At 47.4% G+C, this 25,146-nt stretch carries 16 protein-coding genes and 1 pseudogene; 7 read left to right on the plus strand and 10 right to left on the minus strand.

Going from position 1 to position 25,146, the window contains the following annotated elements:
• Positions 1 to 3 precede the first annotated feature (3 nt).
• The 5 genes and pseudogenes from HLG76_RS12380 to HLG76_RS12400 all read right to left on the minus strand — a co-directional run bounded on the left by HLG76_RS12380 (position 4) and on the right by HLG76_RS12400 (position 5,504).
• Positions 4 to 267, minus strand: a complete 264-nt coding sequence (locus tag HLG76_RS12380) for a DUF3081 domain-containing protein (RefSeq protein WP_025674936.1) — start codon at positions 265 to 267, stop codon at positions 4 to 6.
• Positions 268 to 285: 18 nt separating this feature from the next.
• On the minus strand, positions 286 to 1,068 hold the full coding sequence (locus HLG76_RS12385) for an HAD-IA family hydrolase (protein ID WP_175993756.1): 783 nt from the start codon (positions 1,066 to 1,068) through the stop codon (positions 286 to 288).
• Positions 1,069 to 1,526: 458 nt separating this feature from the next.
• Positions 1,527 to 2,153: a GNAT family N-acetyltransferase gene (locus HLG76_RS12390; RefSeq protein ID WP_175993757.1), complete on the minus strand. Its 627-nt coding sequence runs from the start codon at positions 2,151 to 2,153 to the stop codon at positions 1,527 to 1,529.
• 167 nt (positions 2,154 to 2,320) lie between these two features.
• On the minus strand, positions 2,321 to 3,199 hold the full coding sequence (locus HLG76_RS12395; protein ID WP_077460821.1) for a DMT family transporter: 879 nt from the start codon (positions 3,197 to 3,199) through the stop codon (positions 2,321 to 2,323).
• Between the two features lie 326 nt (positions 3,200 to 3,525).
• Positions 3,526 to 5,504: pseudogene (locus HLG76_RS12400) on the minus strand (replication initiator protein RctB domain-containing protein).
• Between the two features lie 1,360 nt (positions 5,505 to 6,864).
• Here HLG76_RS12400 and HLG76_RS12405 point away from each other — a divergent pair.
• The 4 genes from HLG76_RS12405 (at position 6,865) to HLG76_RS12420 (ending at position 13,437) form a co-directional block, all read left to right on the plus strand.
• Positions 6,865 to 8,073 (plus strand): ParA family protein, encoded by a 1,209-nt coding sequence (locus tag HLG76_RS12405; RefSeq protein WP_077460967.1) that lies wholly within the window; start codon positions 6,865 to 6,867, stop codon positions 8,071 to 8,073.
• Between the two features lie 9 nt (positions 8,074 to 8,082).
• The gene (locus HLG76_RS12410) at positions 8,083 to 9,054 is read left to right on the plus strand and encodes a ParB/RepB/Spo0J family partition protein (RefSeq protein WP_077460820.1); all 972 of its coding nucleotides are present in this window, start codon (positions 8,083 to 8,085) and stop codon (positions 9,052 to 9,054) included.
• Positions 9,055 to 9,156: 102 nt separating this feature from the next.
• Complete coding sequence (locus tag HLG76_RS12415) at positions 9,157 to 11,196, plus strand: GNAT family N-acetyltransferase (RefSeq protein ID WP_175993758.1); 2,040 nt, start codon at positions 9,157 to 9,159, stop codon at positions 11,194 to 11,196.
• 576 nt (positions 11,197 to 11,772) lie between these two features.
• A complete protein-coding gene (locus tag HLG76_RS12420) occupies positions 11,773 to 13,437 on the plus strand; it encodes a DUF342 domain-containing protein (protein WP_175993759.1) in 1,665 nt (554 codons plus the stop codon).
• Between the two features lie 130 nt (positions 13,438 to 13,567).
• On the opposite strand, the gene HLG76_RS12425 is transcribed toward HLG76_RS12420, so the two are convergent.
• Both HLG76_RS12425 and HLG76_RS12430 read right to left on the minus strand, forming a co-directional pair.
• The gene (locus HLG76_RS12425) at positions 13,568 to 15,499 is read right to left on the minus strand and encodes an EAL domain-containing protein (protein ID WP_175993760.1); all 1,932 of its coding nucleotides are present in this window, start codon (positions 15,497 to 15,499) and stop codon (positions 13,568 to 13,570) included.
• A gap of 6 nt (positions 15,500 to 15,505) precedes the next feature.
• Positions 15,506 to 16,171 carry a transglutaminase-like cysteine peptidase gene (locus HLG76_RS12430; protein WP_077677452.1) on the minus strand — a complete coding sequence of 222 codons (666 nt, stop codon included), beginning with the start codon at positions 16,169 to 16,171 and terminating at the stop codon, positions 15,506 to 15,508.
• Between the two features lie 388 nt (positions 16,172 to 16,559).
• Here HLG76_RS12430 and pdxH point away from each other — a divergent pair, with 388 nt between their 5' ends.
• Complete coding sequence (pdxH, locus tag HLG76_RS12435) at positions 16,560 to 17,198, plus strand: pyridoxamine 5'-phosphate oxidase (RefSeq protein WP_021024053.1); 639 nt, start codon at positions 16,560 to 16,562, stop codon at positions 17,196 to 17,198.
• Positions 17,199 to 17,257: 59 nt separating this feature from the next.
• Here pdxH and HLG76_RS12440 read toward each other — a convergent pair whose 3' ends face one another.
• The 3 genes from HLG76_RS12440 to HLG76_RS12450 all read right to left on the minus strand — a co-directional run bounded on the left by HLG76_RS12440 (position 17,258) and on the right by HLG76_RS12450 (position 20,676).
• The gene (locus HLG76_RS12440; protein WP_077460814.1) at positions 17,258 to 17,974 is read right to left on the minus strand and encodes a PAS domain-containing protein; all 717 of its coding nucleotides are present in this window, start codon (positions 17,972 to 17,974) and stop codon (positions 17,258 to 17,260) included.
• A gap of 498 nt (positions 17,975 to 18,472) precedes the next feature.
• Positions 18,473 to 20,326, minus strand: coding sequence for an SUMF1/EgtB/PvdO family nonheme iron enzyme (locus tag HLG76_RS12445; protein ID WP_077677453.1), 1,854 nt, complete (start codon positions 20,324 to 20,326; stop codon positions 18,473 to 18,475).
• Between the two features lie 164 nt (positions 20,327 to 20,490).
• Positions 20,491 to 20,676: a hypothetical protein gene (locus HLG76_RS12450; protein ID WP_077669804.1), complete on the minus strand. Its 186-nt coding sequence runs from the start codon at positions 20,674 to 20,676 to the stop codon at positions 20,491 to 20,493.
• 323 nt (positions 20,677 to 20,999) lie between these two features.
• Here HLG76_RS12450 and HLG76_RS12455 point away from each other — a divergent pair, with 323 nt between their 5' ends.
• Both HLG76_RS12455 and putA read left to right on the plus strand, forming a co-directional pair.
• Positions 21,000 to 21,773 (plus strand): AraC family transcriptional regulator, encoded by a 774-nt coding sequence (locus HLG76_RS12455; RefSeq protein WP_021024058.1) that lies wholly within the window; start codon positions 21,000 to 21,002, stop codon positions 21,771 to 21,773.
• Between the two features lie 241 nt (positions 21,774 to 22,014).
• The gene (gene putA, locus HLG76_RS12460; protein WP_077669803.1) at positions 22,015 to 25,137 is read left to right on the plus strand and encodes a bifunctional proline dehydrogenase/L-glutamate gamma-semialdehyde dehydrogenase PutA; all 3,123 of its coding nucleotides are present in this window, start codon (positions 22,015 to 22,017) and stop codon (positions 25,135 to 25,137) included.
• Positions 25,138 to 25,146: the final 9 nt, after the last annotated feature.

Raw genomic sequence — 25,146 nt, forward strand, 5'->3', positions numbered from 1 at the left:
TCGCTATCTTTTATAGTTTTTGACTAGCGCATCGACCTTTTTCAGGAACTGCTCTTTAAGGTTCTCATGCTCGTAGTCGAGATGATACGTATTGTGAAACCCCACACGTAACTGTACCCCATTTCCTGCTAAATAAATGGTATAGCCGTCATAATCTGAGAAAGCGTCAATGCCATCCAAGCGGTGTCCATCTTCTATTTTCTCACCAAACTCCGTGACTATCTCAAACGCGCGAAGCAGATGGGTCGGATCGAGTTCGTTTTTCACGCTTCCCTCCTGGCTATATTATCGAAATTGTGCGCCCCCTTTAGGTCGCATCGCACGACCACGCAGTGAGCCCGCTAATACCGGTGGGGCGGTGACACCCTGTCCCGGTACACCCAAACGATTGGGCCTTGCAATGATATTGGGCAAACTGGCCAATGTATCAAGGGTAGTGTCCGGACAGGCCTTTTGGATCCCTGTACCGTAATTATAGCCATAGTTAACACAAATCACTGGCGAGCCAGCGGCGCGAGCCGCATGCACATCGCTGACCGAATCCCCCACCACCAGCAGTTCCAGGGGTGAAACGCCAAGTATGGCGGCCGCTTCGTAAATACCGTCCGGATCCGGCTTGCCAACAGACATTGCATCGGCACCCAATATCCGAGTGAAAAAATGCCCAACGCCAAGTGCTCTCAGTAAGCTGTTAGCATGCGCCGTTTGCATATCTGTGGTGCACACCATCGGGATGTGACGCTGCGATAAGGTTTCAAGGCACGCAAGCACGCCCGGGTACAGTCGAGTTTTTGGCGGTTTACTGCCTAGGTATGAGGACAAAAAGAGTGCGCGCGCTTGGTTTAGCACGCGGGTCGATACGCGCCCGTCGATGTGTCGAGTTAACACGCGGTGGATCAATAAATCCGCCCCATCACCAATCCAATCTTTTATTGCATGAGGATCTTCATCAGGCAAGCTTAAGCCACGTAACATACCGCTAACCGCCTCATACAGATCGTCAAAAGGGTCTGCGAGTGTGCCGTCTAAGTCAAAGCATACCGCAGAGACGCTCTTTAACTTAACCATAAAAACCCCTTTTTATTCATAATCTTAATAAAATTAAAAAAGATAGAACTGGATCAGAAATCGAATCCAACGACGTTTCAACGTTAGCAGAGAAGCTAGCGTCGTCCTATCAAAATACGACGGATAATATTTGGGATCATGGAAAAGAAAATGGATAAATGACCGGTAAAGTACAAACTTCAGTGTTGAATCAAGCCACTAACATCATGGTGATCAAAGTCACACTTTTAGATCTTGATTGGCGATGATACCGACGTTAAACCTGTATAAAAAACCGTCATATTTTTGACTTTTTATTAATAAGCGTGCTGGGTTTGCCACACTCCTATTCGTTGAGCGTGACGAGGGTGAATGGTCATTTGATGAAGGGGTGGATCACTGAACGGTAATGTCTCACCGTTCTTAATCGAGGGGGTGAAAGCGAAATGGCTAAGGCCTAGCGAGCGCCCAATCTAACTTCATGTATTCGGCTGGTACGCAACTGATGCGGCCGATTGGAGAGAAGCTGTTTGGGCTGCCGTTTTTTGTTGCGCGACGGGGACCTGGCTTTGCAGCCATTCTTCACGTAAAACGCCATAGCGCAGTGAATCGTAATATTCACCTTGATAGTAGCGGACAGCGCGTAAACGCCCTTCTTCGCGCATGCCTAACGCTCTGGCGCACCGCATCATGCCAATATTCCCGGACCAGGTCGTTAGGCCTATGCGATTCACCGCGTGGCGGGCAAACAGTTGGTCTAGCCATAGTGTCAGCGCTTGCCGCCCTGTTCCTTTTCCCCAACATGCGGGATCAAAGATGGTGATCCCCACTTCAAGCCATCGCGTGCGCTTGTCTTCCCAATAATAAGTGACGTAACCGACGGGCTTGTTATCAACGCAGATAACTTGAGCGGTATCTCCTGCGAGAAAACGCCGGAAAAGGCCAAACCGAAACGACCAATAGGATACCGGCTCAATAGGACTGTAAGGCGCGTCGTATTGCTTCCACGCACGGGAATGGTAGATATTATGCCAAAAATAGCGCGCTTCTTGACGCTGCGCTGCGCGAATACTCACCGCAGCGTGATGGGATAAGTCGACGTCCATGTAGGCTTATTGCTCTCCTGCTCCTTGTTACCATACGATCGGCGACGGCTCTGACACGTCAGAGCGACGCATGGTGGGGGTTACCCATAAAGGCATCCAGTTTAACTCAATTAACCACCACATTGGCTACCTCCGTCTCACTTTCTTTTTAAAAGTGTAGACGCTTATCAGCGTTGACGGACAGTTTGGCGCGTCGATTGCTGAGACAGCCCAACGCCCAATAAAACAAATCCTCCCCCGATAATATGATATGGCGTTAAGACTTCTCCTAGCCAGATGACGGCGATTATTGCCGTCATCACCGGTAATAGATTCATATACATTGCGGTACGACTGGCCCCATTGAGCGCGATCGCCTGTAGCCAGATTGCCGGTGCCAGCACCGATGCGCCTAAGGCGGCGAATCCCACTAATGGGTAGGCTTCAGTCGCAATATTTTGGCTGGGTGCCGCCAAAAGCACGGGGATCAGCATGATTACCGCGAATAAGGCCTGCACATAAACGGAGACCCAATTAGAAATCGCCATTGACCATCGTTTCAATAACACACAATACAGTGCATACGACGAGGCACAAATTAACATGAGCCCATCGCCAATGGTTGCCCCACTGGTCAACAACGTTAGCGGTTTTCCCATTGTCAGCATATAAATCAGCCCAGAGATAGATAACCCTGCACCGACAATGGCTCGCACTGTAAGTGGCTGAGACAGTAGTTGAATGCTCATAAAGAGACTGAGCATTGGGACCAAAGACATGATCAATGCCATATTCGTCGCTGTGGTGGTTTGCGCAGCAAAATAGGCGACAGACTGGTTTGTGACCATGCCAAGTAAGGCGAGTAAGGCAAGCCGCGGCGCGTAGGTTATCACCGCACGCCGCTGACGCCAAAGGGTAGGTAGGCAAAAGGGAGTAAGCACCAAGATGGCAAAGAACCAACGGTAAAAGGCCATCGCACCAGGTGCAATGACCGCCACTGACATTTTGTTTACGATGGTATTCACCGACCAAATAAAAACCGCGGCAAATGGCAACAGAACCGGCATAACTGCCTCATTGAAACGCGAATCGCGTGTAATTAAAACAGGCAGTTTACAGTGTAAATAGAAGAATGAAACCAAGTCGATAGAAACAGTTAGGGGGGGACTATGATAGGCGACCATGTCGAACGGGTTGTGCAAGCAACACAAGGTACAACTACGCGAAAAAACAATCGGAAAAAAAGCGGGCAAGGGCCCGCTCGGCAAGCATTTAGCCAAACGATGTCATAAAGACATCAAATAGGACAAAGGTATCTATCGGGATCTATATTAACGCCAATCCGTGAATGCATGTCAGTTATGCGTCAAGCCTGTGCAAAATAACGCGGTTGTTAGCCACTCATTGCAATGTCATCTAACGCTCTAAGCACTTGCCCATCCAGGTGGCCGTCAAACACGCGTTGACACACTTTACGGCGCACCGCTAACCCTGAGATTAATTTCTCAATAGATAGGTGACGTTCCTGCTGTTGCTGATTAAAAAATTCAATCGTACGGCTGAGTGTTTCATAAGGCACCACTTGATCACCAACGCGTAACCAATCAAGCTTTTCTAGATAACCTTGACACTCTTCAGTGATCACTGAAGACGGATGCCCTGTCATTGCTGAGAGCGCGGTGATACTGCGTTGTAACGCCTCTTCTGAGGTATATTTAGAGAGAACGATGGTCAGCTCGTCAGCATTGATCTCAACCAGATGCTTGCGTTGCTTAACACGGCGCCCCAAACGGCCGCTGGTTTTCTCTTTGCGTTGGATAGGCTCAAACTCGCCATCGATGATCCCGGACAGTTGATCAAGGTCTTGGCTGGGTAAGATCTCGTTGCGCAATGGGTTTGGCATGGTTGGCGCTAGCGAGCGTTTACCTTCGTTATACATTTTAGCGCGGGAGTAACGGATCACTTCATCGACATTACATTTAATATCCATCCGGTAATCCGGATATTTTTTTCATCGTCTTCGCGTGTCAGCGTTAGGTGATATCCCCAGAGGTTTACCGCAAAAATCGATTCAGTGACTTTGCCTTCTGCCAGTTTTCGAAGCTCTCTAATCAAATCACTCGAAAAACGTCGCCATTCAATGTTACGCGCCATTTTTTGGTTTAACTCGCTCAGTAGCATCGAATCTTCCAAACGACGTGACATACGGCTTCTGAAGAGCGAATAGAGCTGGAATACCAGTGTATGCTGACGCAAAATTTCAGGCGGGAACAAGAAGAAGTAATCACGCGTCATCAATTCTTCAAAAAACGACGGCTCCCACACCAGGATATACAGATTGGGTTTAATTTTAACTTCCCCATCTTCACCTTCTTTTGGTGCTTCCTCTGATGCGGTAATGGTCCGAGCTAAAAAGCGGAAGCGATCACTTTTAAACCCTTCAGGCATGTTTTCACTCAGCCAACGGCCGGTCAATTCGTGGAGTTGAAAATCCGTAAACTCTATTCTATCGATGCTTTCTCGGATTGCATCACGTGCCGGTCCACTGTCTTTTTTACCCCGTAGTTGCAAAATATCAGTGATGTAAATGGGGGTTTTATTGCCAATCGATTGGGTTTGTAGCTCGTAATTCGGTAAGTGGTGATCATGGTATTGCACGGTTAACGTAAATAATGCGAATAACGTCATCAGATCATCCACCGTCATGATCGACTTGGCTGATCGTGTCTCAATAATGGCTTTGGTCCCGCTGATCGCAACCATTGATTTTTGATAGGCTTTTTTTGTCCGTGGCGGCGCCAAAGCTTGATCAATGATCCCCGCCCAGCTTGTTGGAGAAACCAAAATCTGATCTTTTTCGCCAGGCATCATTGGGGGCGTTCCCAGTCCGTGCTCGCTCAGAAGTTGGCGGTTTACTTGCGTTTGTGCCAGCGCTTTAGAGCGTTTTTGTTTGACTTCATCTCGGCTTTTTTCTGTCATCAATCCCGCACTGCCAAGTGATGAAATGAGACGGCTTGGATTGACAAAGCGATGGAGCATCGTTTTACCTGCCAGCCCTTCTTCAAAACGAACCGGCTGCTGAAGAAAAAGGCCTAATTGCACCGCCGCACGTAATCGTTGCTGAATGGCAGCACGTGTTAATTGACCGTCGGTGGCGTCAACAAGTTCTGTGGTAGAGACATAGCCATCTTGAGATGAAAACCCGCGCACTGAAATCAAATTGAGCAGTTCTAAGATGCTTTTGGTCACCCCTTTAAAATGCTCATATTGCGCAAGCCAGTCGACCAGTTGTCCATGCACTTCGAAGAGATGCCCGTCTTTGTGGGAACGAGGTGCTTTTATTAATATTTTTTCCGGTTTACTGGCACTCATGTCAGTTAAGATCCTTCATAGCAGGCGTACTCAAAGCGCATTATTCTTTAATGTTGAGGTGACGAAAGCCGTAAATCGATCACACTTCCAGGGAAATCCTAATAAAAATAGATCCAAAAAGAAAGATCTTTTTTATTGCATCTTTTAACTGATCTTTATGATTATTCTGATCTAATTTGATGATCTGATCTTATGATCCGGGCGATGAAAAAACCGTAGGTAACTGATTTGTATGGATTATAAAACAACCCTTCTCGAAAGCATGATCAACAAAGCATTGGAGGCATGATCAACATACTTCACCAACGATGATCAAGTAAGGCCTGAACCAATGATCATCAGCGTATCGCATCAATGATCAAACAGTTACTGCATCAATGATCAAGTGTATTCCACACGTTATCCACAACCTCGGAACGCTTTTATTTGTTTAGATGATGTTATCAGAGCCAAACAGCCGTGTTTTCATCATGGAACAATGATCAAGTGATGCGAATTTTGCTCAATCAGACGGAATGCTGCCTATGTTGTGAGCAATGTGGCGAGAAAGTCGTGTCTCGCCTGCTCAAGTTGAAATGACATTAACAGTATAATCGCCATCAGTCAGCATGTGTCCGGATGCGGAACAATGATCATGTATGATGATCTTGTTGTTCAAGAGTCAGCCTATTTCTCATCAGTCGTACGATCGGAGAAGAAAATCGCGACGGATCGTCCTGGATCCCTTGGTACGCCTGACATTGTCCGTAAATTAGCGGTTTGGATATATCGTTCCGGTTAAGATACTGGCACTATTCAATCAGAAATATAACTTGATCATCGTTCCCAGGCTTATTGAGACATTGCGGTTGAATTTGCTGGTGATTTCATCGCAATACGTACTTGATCATGCTTCCTATCTACTCATGTTATCAACGAAAGCATGATCAAGGCTATTGAATCCATCGCTTTATTTTCCTTGATCATGCTTTCGGGAAATAGGATCAAATGGCATTAATGTTCATCGCACATCGCCAAAATGTGTAATAGAGGGTCGATCCTACTGATGATATCGATGAAAAATTGTCAGTTTAATGTTGAAATATCGACAACCGTAAATTAGCCAACCAAATACAAGCTTCCGTATTTATTCGCCATTTACATTGTAAATAAGTGACACTGTGACATTTTAAATCTTACTATGATTGGCTCTGATAATATTGGTTGAATTTGACATCAATGGTGATGATATTCAGCCCCACCCTATAATTACAATTGTGAGCAGGATCTGTATTTGATTGGCATTTGTTCACCTTTTTATTGTCTTGGATGGATTATGCTGTACAATCGACAATTATTTCTCGTGATGGCGAAAAAGAATATGGATAGGGAAAAGACGATTGAGAACCTCCGCAATATCGCGGCGCAGACAAAACAAGTGCAGTCTGATCGTGTGGAGATTGTCATGGAAGAGCGACACGATCAGCTCTTTCCGCCCATGTCGAAAGCGTTAATGGAAACACGTTCAGGGCTTACGCGGCGCAAGCTTGATGAAGCGATCTCTCGCATGGAGCAAGACGGGCATCAATTTACCAAAAATAATGCCAATCATTACTCCATTACCCTGGATGAAGCGCATCAAATTATGGACGCCGCGAATGTTCCGACGTTTCATGAACGTAAAGGCAAGACGCACAAACCTTGGGTTGTGAACATTCAAAACCAAAAAGGGGGCACCGGCAAGTCTATGAGTGCGGTGCACTTAGCGGCTTGTATGGCGCTGAATCTTGAGAAACGTTATCGCATTTGCTTGATTGACTTAGATCCGCAAGGCTCGCTGCGATTATTCCTTAACCCACAAATCAGTTTGACGGAACAAGAAGGGATTTATTCTGCCGTTGATGTGATGTTGGACAATACGCCCCAGGCTGCTGACAAAGATTTCATGATGCGTAATGTCTTGCTGCCGACACAATATCCTAATTTGAAAACCATGGCTGCCTTTCCTGAAGACGCCATGTTTAATGCGGAGGCATGGCAAGCGTTAGCAACCAGCCAGTCGCTGAATGTGGTGGAGTTATTGCAAGAGAAGGTGATTGATCCAATCAGTGATGAGTTCGACATCATTATGATTGATACGGGACCTCATATCGATCCACTGGTTTGGAATGCGATGTATGCGTCTAACTCTTTAGTGATCCCCTGCGCCGCGAAGCGACTGGATTGGGCATCGACGGTGAACTTTTTCCAACATCTTCCCCAAGTGTATGAGATGTTTCCGGAAGACTGGCACGGATTAGAATTTGTGCGTTTAATGCCAACCATGTTTGAAGATGATAATAAAAAACAGATTTCTGTCTTAACTGAAATGAATTATCTTTTAGGTGAGCAGGTCATGATGGCGACGATTCCTCGAAGTCGCGCTTTTGAGACCTGTGCCGATACGTACAGCACGGTATTTGATTTGACGTCACAAGATTTTGAGGGCGGTAAAAAAACGTTATCAACGGCGCAAGATGCGGTGCATCGAGTCGGACTCGAACTCGAACGTGTGCTGCATAGCTACTGGTCTCAGCTCAATCAGGAGTAAAAAAGAAAAATGGCAATTAAAACCTCTGATTTAAATGCGCGCTTGTTTGCAAAGGCGGATAAACGCCGAGCAACAACATCACAAGAAGCGCAGAGCGCGGCGAGCGAGAGAGCGGCAGTGATCGAGTTAGCTGTGGCGGGTGAGCGTACCGTCGAGTTCGAACTTGTTAAAGTCCCAGCGTTAACGATCCGAGATAAAACAACAGTATTTGATAAAAATGCGCGTGAGCAGTCGTTTCTTAACGAATTGGCATTATCAGATATTCTGACCACTTTAAAAGAGCACGGACAACAATACCCGGCTGTTGGGCGGTGGCTTGATGACGGTCGTATCGAGGTCCTCGATGGCAGCAGGCGCCGTATGTCTTGCATTATTGCAGAGCAGGACTTTCTGGTATACGTCGCAAAAGGGATCAGCACGCGTCATGCTAAGTTTTTGTCGGATGTCGCGAATGCGCACAAACCTTTATCCTTGTATGAACGCGGTAAAGAAATGCAAGCCATGTTAGACAGCGGTGACGTCAGTGATCAAAAGGCACTGGCGAGCGCATGTCAGTGTAGTGAAGCATTAGTCAGTGGTGCATTAAAGGCAGCCGCCCTGCCCTTGCCACTTTTGCAAGCTTACCCCAGTGTCTCTGAATTGGGGCGCCCGACTATCGTCAAACTACACCGTTTGTATTTTAGCCTTGATAGCCAATCGCAAGCGCAGTTGGTGGCCATGCTAGGTGAGACACCGTTATGGCAACAAGTTGATGCCCAAGGCGTGACACGCATTACGCGCGAAGTGACCCAGCGAATTGAGCAATATAAAGATGAGCTTGTGGCGCCGCAGCCGAGTGAAAAAGAACAAGCTCAAACCTTGTTAGAAGGACGCGCGTCTTATCGTCGTAAAGGCAATAATTTGAGTATCAATTTGAAAAAAGTGAGTGATCAAGATGCTGAGCAGATCTTGGCGCTGATAAAGGAACACTTTAACGGTTAACGCGTTCAAATCGAATAAAAAACGGCACGCCTTTGCGTGTCGTTTTTTTTTGCATGGTATCATCTTCTTTATCTGCTAAATCGACAAAACGGAACGCGTCCTATGGGGACATCAACGACCTCATCAACTCTGCAACAGTTTTTTGCAGATTTAATTCATTCCGCCACATTGCGTGCTCATCGACAATTGGTGTGTATCGATTATCCTCTCGATTTTATCGTGGCAGCCTTTGACGAGGCAGCTACCCCGCTGGTTATCGGTCATGCTGATGAAGGATTAAGTTGGCGTCAAGCGCGTCAAAAGCTGGGGCAAGAGTGCGGGCATATCGTGGTTGAGGTGGGCGCCGATTTTAATGCCGAAGCGTTTTGCGCTATTGCAGGCTGCTGTCGGGCGGGATCATTAATTCTTTTACGACTAGCGGCGCCAAAGGAGGCATTGCCGCCTTCTGTGCGGCGTTTAGTCAGACAGCTAGAGCTTAATGAATCGGTCGCCTTCTTTCTACGTCATCAGGTGCGTAGGCCCGCGGAGGTGTTGCCTTTGCCTGGCCAACATGAGGTGAGACAAGAGAATGCGATTGAGGCGGTCAAGAAAGTGGCCACGGGTCACCGGCGTCGTCCCTTGTTGTTAACGGCCGATCGTGGTCGTGGAAAATCGGCAGCGTTGGGAATCGCGGTGGCACAGTTAGTCATGAACAAACCACGAAAAATTTTGGTCAGTGCACCGACGCCCGCGCATGCCGCAACCTTGTTTAGTCATATTAAGTCAAGTTTGGGTATAGAGACCCAAGGTCAGGTAATTGACTATCAAGGCAGCGATATCCGCTATATTGCCCCCGATACCTTGTTACAAGAAACGCCGTTGGCGGACCTTCTTTTGATTGATGAAGCGGCGGCAATCCCATTGCCGATGTTGAGCCAATGCTTACATCAATATAGTCGCGTGGCCATTGCAACCACAGAGCATGGTTATGAAGGAACCGGACGTGCTTTTACGATAAGGCTGAAACAATTACTGGATGCAGAGCAACCACAATGGCGACCATTGAGATTAACTGCGCCAATGCGATGGGCGGATAACGATCCGGTTGAACGTGTGCTAAATGCATTATTCTTGCTCGATGTCGATCCGCCTGAGTTACTGATTAGTGACGACCAAAGCCAACCCGTTAAGTTGGATAATATCGTTGTTCAGCGTTTATCTCCCGCACAGCTATTGAGTGATGAAGCCTTACTGCGTTCATTATTTGCTTTGTTGCTGGCTGCGCATTATCAAACGTCGCCGAATGATTTAGCACGTTTACTTGATGACGATTCAATCATTGTTTGGGTGGGAAGCGTCGCGGGCGAGTTGGTCTCTGTGTGTGTGATCAATGAGGAATGTCGTCTTAGCGCCGACTTGAGCCGGGCGGTGGTTGCGGGGCAACGTCGCCTTAAAGGCCATCTTCTCAGCCAGTCGCTCGCTGCCCACCTCGGCGAACCAGCGATTTTGCACCAGAGCCTTTGGCGAGTTGAACGAATCGCGGTAGCCGAATCTTACCGATATCAAGGGTTGGGTCAGCAGCTTATTACTGCTGTGGCTCAGGAGGCAAGCAAGCTTGAGATATCGTGTCTCGGGGTGAGTTTTGGTGCGACGGCTCGTCTTAGTCGATTCTGGTTGAAGCAGGGGTTTGAACCAATAAAACTTGGCTTGAAGCGCGATCAAGCCAGTGGTTGTTATTCTTTACAAATGGTAAAGCCAATCAAACGGCTAGCGTGGTTGCAAGACGGTGTCGCCTTGTTTCGTCATAGCTTACCAATTCAATGGATGACAACTCATCAGGCCATGGAGGTTGATATTGTTGGCGCTATGATGTGCTTCTTATCTGATAAGCCACTGGCAGGCTGTATAGACCAACAGATTAAAGGATTTATTGCCGGGGGCGTTGGCGTTGATGCGTCATTGGCAAGCCTACAAATGTGGTTACGTCAGCACGTTAAAGCCTTACCTTCGCATCCAGACGATAATGCGCTCTATGTATTGATCAGTCGGATTATTCTTGGCCATTCGTGGTCTACGGTATGTGCGCGGTACGGACTGACGGGTAAAAAACAAGCTGAAGCGATGATCCGTGACTATGTTATGCGCCATGACGTCAGTGAGTGAGTCAGGCCGTTTTGATAGAGCTATTGGTTCAATTTACAGTGTAAAGATAAGGAAGCGCCAAACGTATCAATTTACACTGTAAATTCACATAAGGCTGTTAATAGAAACATATCTGTTAATGCCAACATAGCTTTCACTACAAATACCACGCTCCACGTAAATACCACATTCCATGTAAATGCAGTGCTCCATGTAAATGCAGTGCTCCATGTAAATACAGTGCTCCATGTAAATGCAGCGATCAATGCAAACATAGCCGCCAATGAAACGAGGCTCGGATGAGATTTACAGTGTAAATCGTCCATCATAGAAACTGAGAAACTTACTAAGTAGTGATCAAATAAATCCTATCGTGCTCACGTTTTTACTAGAGATCCTGCTCCCAAAATGACTAAACCTGTATAATTTATTACAAATGAGACATTTGCCCTCAGCGATCTACGACGTAGGCTAACCTAATCGTTGTTAAGGTTGTGGTGAGGCGTGGCGTTTCGTTTTATGACGAGACGAAAACAATGTCATACGGTTGGATCATCATATCGATAAAGCCGTAAGGCGTTTTTGGCAGGGAGCGACATGCTAGACGATATCCTCCGAGTTTCTCAGGATGGGCAACGTGTGTATTTATCGGCCGGTAATACTCAGCACACGAGTGATCAACCGATAGAGAAAAAACAAATTAAGGATTGGTTGGTGCATCACCAGGCCGACGCCTTCTTTTGTTTCGACGATACGATAGAGTCGGCTTTAACCAAGCTGAATACGTCCAACGATGATAGCGAGTCAGAAGACTTTATTATCGCCGAGCGACGGGATGCCACAATAGAAGCCCGTATCGCAGATGATAAGATGACGGCCTATCTTATCGTTAATGGTGCGTGTGGTGGGCGAGGTCTTAAAGGTGATGATATTCTGTCGACACTGCGTGAAGCAAATATTGTTCGTGGTATCAAAAAACCAACCTTACAAAAACTGTTGTCTGCTTCTGGACGATTAAAACCCGGTGAATATCTGGATGTGCCCGTAGCCTTTGGCCGACAGCCAGTGGCAGGAGAAGATGCGCACATTGTCTACTTAATAGAAGACCCCGCCGATCGCGTTCGTCGTCCAAGAGAGCGAGAAGATGGCACGGTAGACATGCGCGATCTCGGTGAAATGGTCATGGTGAAGCAAGGTCAACCTCTCGCAAAACTCGTGCCCGAAACGGCAGGCTATGAAGGCTTTACCGTAACCGGTTCAGTGCTCTCAACGTCATCAGGTAAACCGATGACATTAGCGGCCCACGAGGGCAGCGCATTCAGTAATAAAGATCCTAATATTCTTATTGCGACCATGGCAGGTGTCCCGCGTTTGCAAAATGACGGCGTTGCAGTTGACGATGCGCTGAGTTTAGATGTTGTCGATGTAGGCACCGGTCATGTCAATTTTGAAGGCAGCGTCGTCATTAAAGGCGATGTTGAAGTCGGCATGAAAGTGACAGCGTCGGGGACGGTGACAGTCGGCGGTGTGGTTGAGTCTGCCACGATTACCGCGGGAGCTGATATTATTGTTCAGAACGGTATTATTGGTCGACAAGTTGCTGCGGACTCAGACATCAACTGCATCTTAGTGGCTGATGGCAACATAGTGGCGAAATTTGCTCAATACGCGACCTTGTGCGCAAACAAAAACGTCGAGCTGACCTTGCATGCGATGCATTGTAATACGCAAGTGGGGCAGTCGCTTACGATAAGTGACACCACGAAGCGTAAAGGTACACTGGCAGGTGGGAAACATGAAGTCGGTGAAAAGCTTCAGGCGGTCATTGTGGGGGCCAGTGCGGGGGCACATACCTATATCCATTGTTTTCCGAGGTTACCTCTTCTCAAGCGGCAAATGGTTGAACTGAATAAAGATTGGGAAGATAAAACGGCGCAACTCGATAAAGTAAAAGCGGCGGAAGCGAAGCTAGAAGCGTTACCACCCGCCAAACGTGATGCGGCGATGGTCGAGCGCATTACCTCAACAAGAGATAACTTATTTGAAGCGCTTGATGAAATTGAGAAGGCGATAGAGGAAACAGATACCACGATAGAAGCGTCTTATCGTGCAGCCAGTATCACCGCCACTAAATCACTGCTAAATCGTGTACACTGCACCATTGGAGAAGAAAAACACAGTATAAACTCTGAGCATGGCCCTTCGGTTTTGTTTTATGATAATGCAGCGATAGAGCTGAAACCCTACCAGCAAAATAGCTAGCGTTGATTTGCAGTGTAAACGCAATTTACAGTGTAAATGTTTTATCTTCGGCGACGTATCGTTGCACAAAAAATCGCGTTACTGAGGTAACGCGATTTTTGATTTGAACGCTTCGCATGCGTCTAACCCTTTAGTTCTCTTTGTCCGTATTACTGAAGATATACCCTTGGAAGCCATTAACGAACAGTTCAGAAAGATGAGCGAGCTGCGCTTCTGTCTCAACCCGTGTGGCAATGGTCGTGATATTTAGATTGTGCGCTGTACGACAAATGGAGGCCAGGACATTGTCTTGCGCATCGTCCTCAATATGGCTTGTATACGCGAAATCAATTTTAACGTAATCGGGCTTAAAGCGTTGCAGATAATCAAGCGATTGAAAATTACGGCCGTAATTATCGACCCCGAATTGGAAGCCGGCTTGACGAATTTGATCCGTGAGCAGACCCGTATGATCGGCATAGCGAACAAATGCTCCCTCTGGAATTTCAAAAAGTAGTTGGCCGGCAAGTCTACGGTGTTGACTCAAGATTGTCCCCAGCCAGCGAATAAAGGATGCGTTGGTTATACTACTCAAGGTCAAGTTCACGGCGAGAGGGCCAACACTTGGATCTTGGTCTAGTGTTTTAAGCACATGTGAAACGACGTGTTTATCTAGAATCTCGCCCATTTGAAGTTGTTCTACCGCCCCTAAGAAATGACCGGCGCCATAATAGTTGCCATCTTTTTCAATTGCTGAGAACACTTCCTGATGGAGGCGGTTGGACTGACTGTCAGTGGCTGACTGATATTTGAACACAAAGAGTTCTTTCGCGACGGCCTCATGAAGCAGTGCTTTCCATTGCTGTTTGCCCATCGCCGCATCACCAATAGAATGGTCGATTAAGGTCAAAGGGTGCTCAGGCGTATTTCGTGCCTGTGAGAGTGCGTTGTCAGCTTGTGACAGCAATACACTGGCCTTTTGGTTGCCGCCGCCATTGACCGCTAACCCGACAGCAACCTTGGGTTGTATCAGCTCTGATGGATCCGCTTGCATGTCGACGACTATGGCAATGACGCGTTCGCCTAATACAAGCAAATCCTCAGAATCGGTGTTGGGTGCCAATACGACAAACTCGTCTTTGCTCAACCTTGCCGCTGTCATGCTATCGTCGCTGATAATGGTGGTTGTTAAGTGGTTAGCGAACTGCTCTACGACAAGATCGCCGGCTTCAAACCCCTGGTTTTCATATGCGTCGCTGATAAGGTCCACTTTGATGAGCGCCATTCCACCAATGCCAGACTCTGTTAACCAAGAATTAAGTTGAGCGACATAAAAGCTACGGTTTCCAAGGCCTGATACTGGGTCACGATAAGCGGCTTTTCGCAGGCGGTCTGCCTCTTTTGCTTGTTGTTCAAAATAACGCTTAAGTTGGTCTGTCATGACATTGATCGCATTAACGACCGTTTTGAGATCGGTCGTTGGTGGCAGAGGAATGGGATCGCCAAATTTGTTTTTCGCAATCTCGCCTGCTTTTGCGGTAATACGAGCAAGAGGTCTTAGGGAACGTTGCAGTTGCCAGCCGATAATTAATGAAGCAATGACAAAGATGATTGCCATGATTGTGCCGAGTTGAACAAAGGACTTCCATAGTTGTTTGTAGGCGTAGCCAGGATGGGCAACGACTTCTACTTCAGCAAGTTGCATCCAGCCGCTGGTGATGGTTTGCTTTTCAGTGATGACGGGGAAAATATCTAGATTGATAAACCACTGCGGCACACCTTGGATTTGGACAGGATATTCTCGCGTAATCTCACTGTTATCAGACAACAAGGTAAGATTAACTTCACGATAGAATCCTCCATCAAAAAAAGCGTTTATCACTGATTCGGCTGCCACCTTATCATCCGATTCAAGGTAGGGTGCGAGCGCTAGCCCCATTGAGTTCACGGTATTGTTGACATCAGAGGTTTGTTGACTGAGTAAAAAATTCCGCGTGGTGTTGAGTTCTATACCGAAGACGCCCAGCACTATGCAGAAGAAAATCACCAGCATCCACGTAAATATTTGATTGAATAACGTCATCGGTGTTTACCTATCGTATTGTCTAATCGGTTTTTGCATTTCTAGCGACTCGACACGAGTGCGCAAATCATTCCAAAGGCCAAGCCTTGAGGCGTTGCCCGCTAGTTCACCTTGTCCACGCTCTTTCATTAACCATAATCGGCTACCATTAAAACTATAGATAGGTAACAGATCGCGGCGTAATGACGCGCGTTTAATCTCTGGGTCTAAGTTGTCTAATAGCACCGGCTCGGAAGAAGGGGTTGGGTAATAAGCGACGACCATATGGAATTGGTCAAGGCGGATGGCTTTGACGTAAACAAGCCGCAACTTTTTATCATCGATTCCTAATTCTCGTAGCGAAAAATACTTAGCGATACTAAAATCTTCACAATCGCCAGCAGCAGCACCAAGAAATTCAAGCGGCGTTGCCCAGTAGTCTTTTTGGCCCCACAAGTCGATATCATCAACAAAATACAGTTGGTTGAAAAAATCATTGACGCGGTCGAGCTTATCGAGCTCTGATACATCTTGACTATTTTCGACCATATTCCGCCATGCGGTAACGCGTTTACCTGCACGATCACCGTAAAAGTTAGCGACTTTATCGACCCAGTGTGCTTCCTTTGTCGTCAGTCCAACCGTCCCAAATGAGATAAACAGGATCAGGACAATGATGTGCCATCGCTTCATTACTGATTGTCTCTCTCTTCTAAGGACTTAGTGACATCGCTTGATGCGTCGTTATGTCCAAACATAGTTTAATTTGACCAAGGTCTACTCAGTTTGCCATACCTTAAACATGAGTCATAGCAGTGCAAGATGGCTTTCTAAAAACGCAACTTACTGATATCAAAATAATGTCGAAAATACTGCGCCTCGATGGACTTTTCCTCGTATCAGTGTGGGTACCTTCAAGTTTAGATGAGCGAGTCACTTTTCACCGTATTGCTAGGAACAGGGTGACTTTGGTTAAACCATAAAAAGTCGCCTGGTAGGCACCATGTATAGATGAAAATCAACTTGTTAATCAGCGTTTTCCTGCGCAAAATAGTGGAAAGTAAATGAATGGGAGAGAGCAATGGATTTGTCCGATATTCGACGAGAATATACAAAAGGGGGATTGCGTCGCGACGATTTGCCGAGTACGCCAATGGATCTGTTTGAGCACTGGCTGCAGCAAGCGATTGATACTCAGGTGCCCGATCCGACCGCGATGACGATTGCGACTGTTGATGAGCATGGGCAGCCTTTTCAACGCATCGTGTTATTGAAAGATTTTAACCAAGATGGCTTTGTATTTTATACCAATCTAGGCAGTCGCAAAGCGCTACACCTCAAGGAAAATAGCCAAATTAGTTTGCATTTTCCCTGGCACTTTATCGAGCGGCAAGTCCACATTATGGGTGAAGCCGTGCCTTTGAGTAAAAAAGACGTTTTTAAATATTTTACGTCTCGTCCAAAGGAGAGCCAAATTGCGGCGTGGGCGAGTAAGCAGAGTGAACGATTGTCTGCGCGATCGGCGCTAGAGGGAAAATTTTTAGAGCTGAAAAAGCAGTTTGAGAAAGGTGAAGTGCCGGTCCCCACTTTTTGGGGCGGTTATCGTGTGATACCTAAGAGCATTGAGTTTTGGCAAGGCGGTGCGCATCGTTTGCATGATCGATTCTTGTATCAACGGCAAAAAGATGAAAGCTGGGACATTGAGCGCTTAGCACCGTAAACCTGCGGAAGAGGCCAATATAGCGATATATTGGCCTCTTTGTTTGTCGTTTTGTGTCATTAATCTCGAAGCACGATAGAGAGCTGTTGGGTTAACAGGCTTTCTGGTATTGCAGATCCAAACCCTTGCGCGAGTGCGCGTTCAAGTAGCGCCGCTTTGGAGTCAGCCTCGAACTTCTCGCGTAAGTGCGCAAAGTGGTTTTCGATGGTTTTGACGGAAACGGATAAGGTGTTTGCAATGCTCTGCGGCTTTTTGCCGTGTAAATGAAGGAATAGAACTTCCTGCTCACGCGCAGTGAGATGGATATGTGATTGGTGGTGGTGATGATCCGTTTGCGCTTCTTCCGGATGTGTCACCGCATGACATATCCAGTGACCCACTTCTAAAATAGCGGTATCACTCAGCTCTTGGCCACAAAACATCACACCGCACACTTCACCCTTGTCATTATACCAAGGCGTTTTTGTAAATAAGTGCGCGTACCAGCGGCCGTTCGCGTAAGGATGAATGTCGAGTACACGAAGACGCTTACCCGTTTCCATCACGTAATGATCCTGTGCCTGAAATTGACGCGCAAACCGTGTGGTAGGGCTAGGCATATCGTAGTCAGTTTTACCGATACAGTCTTGTGGCTGTTCGAGGCCGATGAGCCGGCAATATTCAGTGTTGGCATAAACAAACACTGAATGCGTGTCTTTACAGCCCCAACAACCGGGGAGCTGCTCAAGCATAGACAAAGCTGGAGGCACGGGGGAGGGAGAGAGCGGGTGATTCATATAGCTTACCGACGCGTTATTATTGTTTTGAGAGTAACGATTCTGGGTCGATAGTGAAAAGTCGACAAGCTATTGGAGCATAAAAAAAAGCCGGCATAAAGCCGGCAAAGACAAGATTTCCCCGAAGGGAGTTATCCTGTACGACGTGTAGAAGAGGTTGTCTAGATAATTCACTCATACCATGAGGGTAGTTGATATAAGCTCCTTATCTGACTGCACCTAACAGTGTTAGGAACTGCAAACGCGTCTATCGGGACAAATTGCGTTTACAGACTTTACTATATCTAGAAGATTAGACGTTGGGTAGGGGGGCTTTGACCTATTGACACAGGATAAAGCAACTTAATATCAAGATTGTTATGCTGCAAGATGGCAGAGCCGGTAATAGGCGAGTTAACTTTGGGTGGGTAAACGTAGTAAGCGTAAGTAAGAAACGTCCGATATAAAAAACGCCGCTTTTTTAGCGGCGTTTGTTTTATATGTGGGTGAATGCTTAATTTAGCGAGTTTTAATGTGTCTGATAACTCGAAAACCAAGGTAATTAGCACTGGTGTTCTCACCCAACTCTAGACGCTCAGAGGCACGTGAACGCTGAGGAGAGAAGTTCCAAGCGCCACCACGTGCAAGTGGCGTGTCACTGCCAACCCACTCCCAGACGTTACCCGCGGTGTCATAAACACCGAATGGATTAGGCGGAAAGCTTTTCACGGGGGAGGTACGATCGTTAGACCAGACTGTGCCGCTCCAACCGGTATTCGCATTTCCCACGCCAATGTCATTGCCCCACCAATAGTCACTTTCTGTGCCGCCGCGTGCCGCGACTTCCCATTCAACGTCGTTAGGAAGTGCATAATGTTGCCCAGTTTGCTGGCTGAGCCAATCAATATAGGCGTTGGCGTCGTCTTGGTTAACACACACAACGGGCGAATCAGCCGCTTGATCAAAGCCTGGCTGACGCCAATCTGATTCTAAACTTTGACTGATTTCACCGTTTACCAGCGTATTACAGCCATTGCCTTGTTCCGCGGCAGTGACATACCCAGACGCAGTGACAAAGGCATCAAACTGCTCGACGGTGACAGGTGTGGCGCCTATCGCGAATGATTGCTGAATTGCCACGTTTTCGCGCGCATCAGGGCCCACTTTGTACTCACCGGCGCCAATGACCACCATTTGCGGTGCTTCCAGATTTTTTGCAACGGGATCAGTAAACTTTTTGCCTGGACTGGGCGGCTGGTTTGGCTGCTCTCTAAGCTTGGCCCATACCACTTGATCTTTACCTAGATAAATTTCTCGATCATAGGGAATAAAGCCGGGTTTGGTCACCGTCAGATCGTGATTACCAACCGGTAACATCAGCTCGACGGGTGTACTGCCATAAGTCACATCGTTGATGGTTACGTTGTCATCATAACGGTTAGAGCGGACAGTCACGTTTACCCAACGTTTTGCCTGCTGCTTACGCTGTGCTTGTTTCTGTGCTTGTGTCGTCTCAACACAGTATCTGTCTTCCAAATCAAGCAAACGGCATGAGGCTGTCTTATCCGGACGGCTCACCAGCTCTGCTTTTATCCGAGTAGTGTAATCCGTGCCACCGGTAAAGCCCGCGTCCATGATCTCGCTGTTGGTCACGTGAATATTGAACGCCACGTTATCAATATTTTGTTTCACAGCGTCTGATTCGGTAACAAAGTTGGTTACCTGACCACGGAACTCTCGAATGGCTTTCTGCATGGTCAAGGTCTTGCCTTGATTTGCACAGGAAGACAATGTCATGTTTGGCGAACAAGTCAGGCTATGGACAACCTCAATGGTGTCTTTCTGCGTTAGCTCTTTGCGCAGACGCTCTGCACGGGCTTCGCGCATCGCTTCATGCAAGTTTTCTAACGTCGTTGCCAGCAATGCTTGCTCACGCTCGAGTTGTGCCAGATGTTTTTTCTGCTCAATAATCGCGGTTTCGTTGGCAGCCTGTTCGCGCTGCTGATCATTCACCTTCTGCCATGTTTGTTGGTAGGCCTGCTGATACGGGCTAATATCTGTGCTCGGATCGGCAATTAAATCCTGAAATTTTGCATCGAGCTCTGCTTTTGCATTGCTGCGTTTGCGCTTCAGGTTGCTCAGCTCATCTTCTAACGTCGCGCGCTTAACCAGAAGGTCATCCAACTTCGCCTGCTGCAGAGCCAGTTCATCGTTTCGAGACTCCAGTGAATCTTCTTTATCACGGAGTTTCTCTACCAACTCACTGACCGGATCGAGATTATCAGCGGAAGACGCGTTTTCAGCGAACGCCAACTCGGTTAGCAGTAGGGGAGGGAGCGCTAAGCATAACGCTTTTAAATATTTCGTTGTCATAGTTCCCTTGCTTACGCATGTCGCAATAATAATACCTATGTCCAAAAAGTAGACTATCACGGAAACCCGTGTTGCCACGCAAACCGTGTTAATTATTTGACGGCAGTCAGCATTCTGCGACGTGATCGGTGCAACTGTGCTCATGGTTTTAGGTTTATGGAAGATTACCTTAAGCGGTCCCATGCTTCAAATAAGATTGCATGATGACGGATTAAATCGGAAGAATGATCAAGGGGTTGATCGCCCGCGATCGCACCGAAACGATGATCAAGAGAGGCTTGTCCCCATCGAACCTTGACTAACGCCTTGATATTAAATTGTTTAGTTAGATTTATATCGTCTTTTTTCATCTTGTTAGTCTTGCCTTTTCGATGATCAATCGTAAAAACATGAGGGATCCTTCGCATTTTCAAGGTCAAAATGACATTCGCCGTAAAAAATGCGGTACTTGATCATAGTTCCGAAAAATTGCCATGATGGAAACCACATCCTGTGTGATTGGTCGTTTTAGCTATTAGTTATCCGAGAACAATGGTTAGCCGAGAACAATAGTTAGCTGAGAACAATGGTTAGCTGAGAACAGAGAAGCATTCGCGAATGGGAAGAAAGCGTGCCAGAATAAAGAAGGGTTAACAGACGATGAGCCAAAGATCGTGAATAAGGGAGGAGCATAATGGCTGCATCACCGAAGGTTTCAGAAGTCATTGCCTTACCCAGACAGCCACGGCACCACAGTCATGACTACAAACAAGTGGTCATTGGGCTGCAGGGGCAAACGGAGTTTGATGTTGGTGGACGAGGAAGTCTTATTGGTCCAGGACAGGGCTGTTTAGTCGCGGAATCTCAAGAACATGCTTTTACTGGCGTGGGACGAAACGAAATTTTAGTGATTAACCTTCCTTCGCAAGAATGGTCAGAGCAAGCGTTAATGCATGAAAATATTGCGCGCTTATTTGCTCGTGAGCCTTATTTTCAATTAGATACTCACGCACAAATACTGATCAAAGCATTATCGGCAGAGATGATTGCCAATCCCTCCGATCCTTTGCTCAGTCGTGCCTGTGCCGATACGTTAATGTGTGTGTTGCACCGTCACTTCCGGGATCATGTCTCTCCTCGTCGCGATGGCCATCGATTAAATATGGATATTATCGATCGCTATATTCATCAGCATATCAGCCGTAAGATCACAGTTGCGCAATTAGCGGGCAGTGTTTTCTTGGCAGAAAGCCAGTTTCATCAATTATTTAAACAACAAGTCGGAACCACTCCGCATCAATATGTACTGGATAAACGCTTTGCAATGGCAAAGCAGCTTATCAAAGACAGTGATCTGACCATGGCTCAAATTGCAGACAGTTGTGGTTTTTCTAGTCAAAGTGGATTTACTAATGCGTTTTCGCGCTATTTTGGTTTGTCGCCCGCCAGGTTTAAATGCACACCTTAAGCCAAAGATTATCGCAATTTACCCAGCATTACGTTGCACCACATCGACTCAGCTGCCGATCATTTGTTACGCCTCTATAGCGATCGGCGGCTTTATTTGTTAATCATCGGAGGATTTTGCAATAATGCCGGTGTTTTTTGTAAGACCTTACTGATAGACCACGCATAGAATCGATCGCAGAGTAACAATGACGTAACATTTTCCTGCCCGAGTTTGGGAGGACGTGAGTGAGGATACCGCTATGTTTAAAGCCATCGATGCTATGCAGCCCTCGTTTATCGAGCGCCCATTAGCGAAGATTTGGTCTGAAATCTCTCCGCTTTATTGTGTTGACGAAAGTGAGTGGCTGAAAGAACTCATTCCGCTTGCGCAAGCCTCAGAAAATGAGCGAGAGCAAACACGTCGTCAAGCGACTCAGTTAATTGAGCGGGTACGTGCTGATAAAAAAGCCGTACAAATGATTGATGCGCTGTTGTTGGAATACAGTTTAGACACACGGGAAGGCATTCTGTTGATGTGTCTTGCCGAAGCTCTGATGCGGGTCCCCGACGCGCATACTGCTGATGCGCTTATTCGTGACAAACTCAGTGTTGCTGACTGGAAAGCACATTTGCGTCACTCTGATTCCTTATTTGTCAACGCTTCCACCTGGGGGTTAATGCTAACAGGTAAAGTGGTGACCTTAGATGAGAGCACCGAAGGCAAACCGGCGTCAGTGATCAATCGCCTTGTGAATAAAATGTCTGAGCCAGTGATTCGCCAAGCGATGCATCAAGCGATGAAAATCATGGGTCATCAGTTTGTGCTTGGGCGCGACATTGATGAGGCGCAGAAAAACGGCGAAGGCCCGCGCACGAATGGCTTTACGTACTCGTTCGACATGCTCGGTGAAGCGGCATTAACTCAAGATGATGCCAAAGCCTATCTCAACGATTACTTACAGGCGATTGAGTCCGTCGGCGAGGCGAAAGCCAGTTATCAAGGACCGTCACCATCCGTCTCAATCAAGTTGTCTGCCTTGCATCCACGTTATGAAGCGGCAAATCAAGATCGCATGATGACAGAAATGTTTGAGACGGTTCTGGTTTTGCTCAAACGTGCGCGTGAAAAAGATGTTGCGATCACCATTGATGCGGAAGAAGCGGATAGGTTGGAGCTTTCGCTTGCGCTATTTGAAAAGCTATATCGCGACCCTGTGGTGAAAGGTTGGGGTAAGTTTGGTTTAGTGGTGCAAGCGTACTCTAAACGCGCGCTACCTGTGATCACTTGGTTAGCGGCTTTAGCAAAAGAACAAGGTGATGTGATCCCAATGCGGTTAGTAAAAGGCGCTTATTGGGACAGTGAAATTAAACTGTGTCAGCAAACTGGGCATCACGGTTATCCGGTATTTACCCGCAAAGAAGGGACAGACGTTTCTTACCTAGCCTGTGCACGCTTCCTACTTAGCGAGCATATACGCGGTCTGATTTATCCGCAATTTGCCAGCCATAATGCCCACACGATTGCGGCGATTGCGTCTATGGCGACACATAATGACTTTGAGTTCCAGCGCCTACATGGCATGGGCGATGCGCTTTACAATCACGCCAAAGCCTTGTTCAACACCGAAGTGCGTATTTATGCGCCAGTCGGCAGCCATAAAGATTTGTTGCCTTATCTGGTTCGCCGTTTGTTAGAGAACGGTGCCAATAGTTCGTTTGTACATCGTTTAGTTGATGCACGTTGCCCGATTGACGATTTGATTGCCGATCCGGTTGATACTTTGTGTGCTAATCACACCTTGCACAACGATCGCATTCCTATGCCGCAAGATATTTTTGGGCCCGCCCGTAAAAACTCGCAAGGTGTCGCGACGGATATCGAATCAGAATGGCAACCCTTCCAGGACAGTGTTGTTCCTTTCATGGGCGAGTACCAATGGCAGGCTGGCCCCATTGTTAACGGTCAGCGTCTGAAAGGCGATACGCATGAGATAACCGCGCCCTATGATCGTAATGAGTCCGTAGGTCACGTTGATTGGGCAACGGCTGAACAGGTGAATAACGCCCTCGATATTGCGGCACAGGCTTATCCGACATGGCGAGATACCGAGGTTAGCCAGCGTGGTAAGTACTTACTTGACCTTGCTGATAAACTAGAAGCAAATCTGGGTGAGCTGGTGGCGATCTGTCATCGTGAGGCGGGTAAAACTATCCACGATAGCATTGATGAAGTCCGAGAGGCCGTCGATTTTTTACGTTATTACCCCGAGCAGGCTAAAGCGTTGCAAACGGAGCCACTGGCCTATCAAGGCTTCGATGGACAAGCACAATCGGTGACCTATCAAGGACGCGGTGTCTTTACATGTATCAGCCCTTGGAACTTCCCATTAGCGATTTTCCTCGGCCAAGTTGGCGCGGCGCTTGTGGCCGGTAATACTGTCGTGGCCAAGCCGGCCGAACAGACATCTATTATTGCTTATCGCGCGATTGAGTTGCTGTTAGACACTGGGATCCCTGCTGGGGTGATTCAGCTATTACCTGGCAGTGGCCCTGTGGTGGGAGCCCCTCTCACTGAGGATACGCGTATTGCAGGGGTCGCATTTACCGGATCCACACCAACAGCACAGCGTATTACCCGCACCTTGGCAGAGCGCGATGCCGATCCTGTGCCAGTTATCGCGGAAACCGGGGGGCAGAATGCAATGCTAGTGGACAGTACGGCATTGCCCGAGCAGGTGGTGCGCGATGTATTGCGTTCTGCTTTCGCCTCTGCGGGTCAGCGCTGTTCAGCATTGCGTGTGCTTTATATTCAAGAAGACATTGCTGACCGCGTGATTGGCTTAATAAAAGGGGCGATGGCGGAGCTGTCTGTGGGACGCCCAGAGCGGCTATCAACCGATGTGGGGCCAGTGATTGATCAAACGGCGAAAGACAAGCTTCTTGCTCACATAGAACAGATGAAGCGCAGCGGTAAGTTGGTCACGCAAGTTCCACTCTCTGAAGATTGTGATAAAGGAACGTTTGTGCCACCAACGGCGTTTGAAATCCGCAGTATTGATCAACTGAGTGAGGAGCATTTTGGTCCCATTCTACATATTGTTCGCTATCGCGCGGATGCGCTCGATAAGGTGATTGATGATATCAACCAAACAGGTTTTGGCTTAACCATGGGGGTGCATAGCCGCAATGAAACGACCTGCGCCCATATTGAGCATCGTGCTCGGGTAGGTAACTGTTATGTCAACCGTGATCAGGTCGGCGCTGTCGTTGGCGTTCAACCCTTTGGCGGTCGCGGCTTATCGGGAACTGGGCCTAAAGCGGGTGGACCACACTATCTGTATCGCTTTACGCAAGCATCAGTAAACGTGCAACAAGTCGGTTGATATCAGGAT

This window comes from Salinivibrio sp. EAGSL (assembly GCF_013366455.1).
Taxonomy (GTDB): domain Bacteria; phylum Pseudomonadota; class Gammaproteobacteria; order Enterobacterales; family Vibrionaceae; genus Salinivibrio; species Salinivibrio costicola.

Coding starts and splice junctions, on each gene's coding strand:
- HLG76_RS12440 (WP_077460814.1), bottom strand. CDS start 17,974: ATGAATCACCCGCTCTCTCCCTCCCCCGTGCCTCCAGCTTTGTCTATG.
- HLG76_RS12395 (WP_077460821.1), bottom strand. CDS start 3,199: ATGCCGGTTCTGTTGCCATTTGCCGCGGTTTTTATTTGGTCGGTGAAT.
- HLG76_RS12430 (WP_077677452.1), bottom strand. CDS start 16,171: ATGAAGCGATGGCACATCATTGTCCTGATCCTGTTTATCTCATTTGGG.
- HLG76_RS12455 (WP_021024058.1), top strand. CDS start 21,000: ATGGCTGCATCACCGAAGGTTTCAGAAGTCATTGCCTTACCCAGACAG.
- HLG76_RS12420 (WP_175993759.1), top strand. CDS start 11,773: ATGCTAGACGATATCCTCCGAGTTTCTCAGGATGGGCAACGTGTGTAT.
- putA (WP_077669803.1), top strand. CDS start 22,015: ATGTTTAAAGCCATCGATGCTATGCAGCCCTCGTTTATCGAGCGCCCA.
- HLG76_RS12425 (WP_175993760.1), bottom strand. CDS start 15,499: ATGACGTTATTCAATCAAATATTTACGTGGATGCTGGTGATTTTCTTC.
- HLG76_RS12385 (WP_175993756.1), bottom strand. CDS start 1,068: ATGGTTAAGTTAAAGAGCGTCTCTGCGGTATGCTTTGACTTAGACGGC.
- pdxH (WP_021024053.1), top strand. CDS start 16,560: ATGGATTTGTCCGATATTCGACGAGAATATACAAAAGGGGGATTGCGT.
- HLG76_RS12390 (WP_175993757.1), bottom strand. CDS start 2,153: ATGGACGTCGACTTATCCCATCACGCTGCGGTGAGTATTCGCGCAGCG.
- HLG76_RS12415 (WP_175993758.1), top strand. CDS start 9,157: ATGGGGACATCAACGACCTCATCAACTCTGCAACAGTTTTTTGCAGAT.
- HLG76_RS12445 (WP_077677453.1), bottom strand. CDS start 20,326: ATGACAACGAAATATTTAAAAGCGTTATGCTTAGCGCTCCCTCCCCTA.
- HLG76_RS12450 (WP_077669804.1), bottom strand. CDS start 20,676: ATGAAAAAAGACGATATAAATCTAACTAAACAATTTAATATCAAGGCG.
- HLG76_RS12405 (WP_077460967.1), top strand. CDS start 6,865: ATGGATAGGGAAAAGACGATTGAGAACCTCCGCAATATCGCGGCGCAG.
- HLG76_RS12410 (WP_077460820.1), top strand. CDS start 8,083: ATGGCAATTAAAACCTCTGATTTAAATGCGCGCTTGTTTGCAAAGGCG.